At 47.2% G+C, this 3,135-nt stretch carries 3 protein-coding genes; all 3 read left to right on the forward strand.

Translation table 11 applies throughout. The annotated features are described in order from the left end of the window. Positions 1–75: 75 nt before the first annotated feature. The gene (locus ACMJ0U_RS04735; protein WP_035448094.1) at positions 76–1,176 is read left to right on the forward strand and encodes a GDP-L-fucose synthase family protein; all 1,101 of its coding nucleotides are present in this window, start codon (positions 76–78) and stop codon (positions 1,174–1,176) included. Positions 1,177–1,329: 153 nt separating this feature from the next. Then, the gene (locus tag ACMJ0U_RS04740; protein WP_005827970.1) at positions 1,330–2,049 is read left to right on the forward strand and encodes a WecB/TagA/CpsF family glycosyltransferase; all 720 of its coding nucleotides are present in this window, start codon (positions 1,330–1,332) and stop codon (positions 2,047–2,049) included. 32 nt (positions 2,050–2,081) lie between these two features. Continuing rightward, the coding region (gmd, locus tag ACMJ0U_RS04745; protein WP_417128506.1) for a GDP-mannose 4,6-dehydratase at positions 2,082–3,135 on the forward strand (1,054 nt) is incomplete at its 3' end.

The raw sequence follows: 3,135 nt of genomic DNA on the forward strand, positions 1-3,135 counted from the left end.
GATATTTTAAAAGAATGTATAGCTTCATACAAGAAGTAAATAGAAAAAATTAATTTTATAACTAGGGTATTAGTCATGTTAGAAAAAAATGCAAAGATTTTTGTAGCGGGGCATCGTGGTTTAGTAGGTTCCGCCATCTGGAACAACCTGCAACAAAGAGGTTACACAAACTTAGTAGGACGCTCACACAAAGAACTGGATTTGCTGGACGGAACCGCCGTAAAGAAATTTTTCGATGAAGAACGACCTGAAGCGGTGGTACTGGCTGCTGCCCACGTGGGTGGCATCATGGCAAACCTGCAATACCGGGCAGACTTTATCTATCAGAATCTGCAAATCCAGCAGAACGTAATCGGTGAGAGTTTCCGTCACGGAGTAAAGAAGCTGCTCTTCTTGGGAAGCACCTGCATCTACCCGCGTGAAGCTCCGCAGCCCATGAAGGAAGAAGTGCTGCTGACCTCTCCGCTGGAATACACCAACGAGCCGTATGCCATAGCCAAAATAGCCGGGCTGAAGATGTGTGAAAGCTTCAACCTGCAATACGGAACCAATTACATAGCCGTGATGCCTACCAACCTATATGGACCGAACGACAACTTCCACCTGGAAAACAGCCATGTACTGCCTGCCATGATTCGCAAAGTCTACCTTGCCAAATGCCTCAACGAAGGGGACTGGGATGCTGTGCGCAAAGACATCGACCTGCGTCCGGTGAAAGGGGTAAACGGCAGCTATAGCAACGAGGAGATTCTGGCAGAGCTTGCCAACTTCGGAATAACCCCGGAAGCGGTCACCTTGTGGGGAACCGGCAAACCGTTGCGTGAATTCCTATGGAGCGAAGAAATGGCAGATGCCAGTGTACATGTACTGCTGAATGTAGACTTTAAAGACACATATGCTCCGGACAGTAAAGAAATACGCAACTGCCACATCAATGTGGGCACCGGAAAGGAACTCAGCATAAAGGAAGTGGCTGAAAAGATTATAGCCGAAATAGGATTCAAAGGTGAGCTGCGATGGGATGCCTCGAAACCGGACGGCACACTGCGCAAACTGACGGATGTGACCAAACTGCATAACCTGGGATGGCATCATAAAATAGAAATAGACGAAGGAATACACCGTTTGTACGAATGGTATTTGAAAGGTATCTGCATCAACCACCAGACCAACTAAATTACATTTTTCACATTCCTCTTGTATATTACACACATAATCTTTACATTTGCCGCAGTTCTCGGACATATTGCATCGTTCCGTTCAAAAATACCTTTCCATGTGACGGGCGACAGCGTAGCGTACTCTGCGGAAAATTATACTCCTTTTTACATGTTGAAGTTAAAGACGATTTCGCTTCTGGAACACAGAAGTGAGCTTGACGCATTGCCCGAAGGCAAACTGCTGATTAACACCATCAATGCGCACTCGTATAACACAGCATTGAAAGATCCTGCCTTTGCAGAAGCTTTGCTGAGGGGAGACGCATTGATTCCAGACGGAGCAAGCATTGTACTGGCATTCAAACTCCTGAGACATGAGAAGATAGAGCGCACAGCGGGATGGGACTTGTTTCTGTACGAAATGAATAAACTGAACCGGAAAGGAGGAACCTGCTTCTTTCTGGGAAGTAGCGAAGACACCTTGAGGAAAATAAAGGTAAAAGCCGTCCGGTTATATCCCAATATCCGGATAGAGACTTATTCCCCACCCTACAAGCCGGAATTCACCCAAGAAGACAATCAAGCCATGATAGCCGCCGTAAACCAGGCACAGCCGGATTTGCTCTGGGTGGGCATGACCGCTCCCAAACAAGAGAAATGGACTTATGCACACCTAAAAGAACTGGAGGTAAACGGTCCCATCGGTACTATTGGCGCTGTGTTCGACTTCTTTGCTGAAAACGTGCAACGTGCTCCCGTATGGTGGCAGGAACACGGGTTGGAATGGCTGTACCGGCTGATAAAGGAACCCAAAAGAATGTGGAGAAGATATATCATCGGGAACTGCTTATTCTTATGGAATATCACAAAAGAGAAATTTACATCATAACATAAATAAAAACTGATTTTAAAACCCGAATCATGGATAAGAAAATAGCATTGATTTCAGGCATCACCGGTCAGGACGGTTCATTCCTGGCCGAGTTCCTAATTGAAAAAGGATATGAAGTACACGGCATTCTGCGTCGTTCGTCATCGTTCAACACCGGACGCATAGAGCATCTTTATCTGGATGAATGGGTGCGTGACATGAAGAAGAACCGTCTCGTAAACCTGCACTACGGGGACATGACGGACAGCAGCTCGCTTATCCGCATCATACAGCAGGTACAGCCGGACGAAATCTACAATCTGGCGGCACAAAGCCATGTGAAAGTATCATTCGATGTGCCGGAGTATACTGCGGAAGCAGATGCCGTAGGCACCCTGCGTATGCTGGAAGCAGTACGTATCCTGGGACTGGAGAAAAAAACGAAAATCTATCAGGCTTCGACTTCCGAACTGTTCGGTCTGGTGCAGGAGGTACCACAGAAGGAGACAACCCCGTTCTACCCACGCAGTCCATATGGTGTGGCCAAGCAATACGGCTTCTGGATTACGAAGAATTACCGGGAAAGCTACGGTATGTTCGCTGTAAACGGCATTCTCTTCAACCACGAAAGCGAACGGCGCGGAGAAACCTTCGTGACACGCAAAATTACACTGGCAGCTGCACGTATAGCCCAAGGGTATCAAGACAAGTTATATCTGGGTAACTTGAATTCGCTGCGCGACTGGGGATATGCCAAAGATTACGTGGAGTGCATGTGGCTGATTCTGCAGCACGACACTCCGGAGGATTTTGTCATTGCTACCGGAGAATATCATACCGTACGTGATTTCACTACACTTGCCTTCAAGGAAACCGGTGTGGAACTACGTTGGGAAGGAGAAGGCGTGAATGAAAAGGGCATTGATACCAAAACCGGTAAAGTGCTGGTGGAAGTGGATCCCAAATACTTCCGTCCTGCCGAAGTGGAACAACTGCTGGGTGACCCGACCAAAGCCAAGACACTGCTGGGTTGGAATCCACGCAAGACTTCTTTTGAAGAACTGGTGAAAATCATGGTGACACATGACATGGCATTTGTGAAGA

This window comes from Phocaeicola sp., assembly GCF_048170425.1.
GTDB lineage: Bacteria > Bacteroidota > Bacteroidia > Bacteroidales > Bacteroidaceae > Phocaeicola.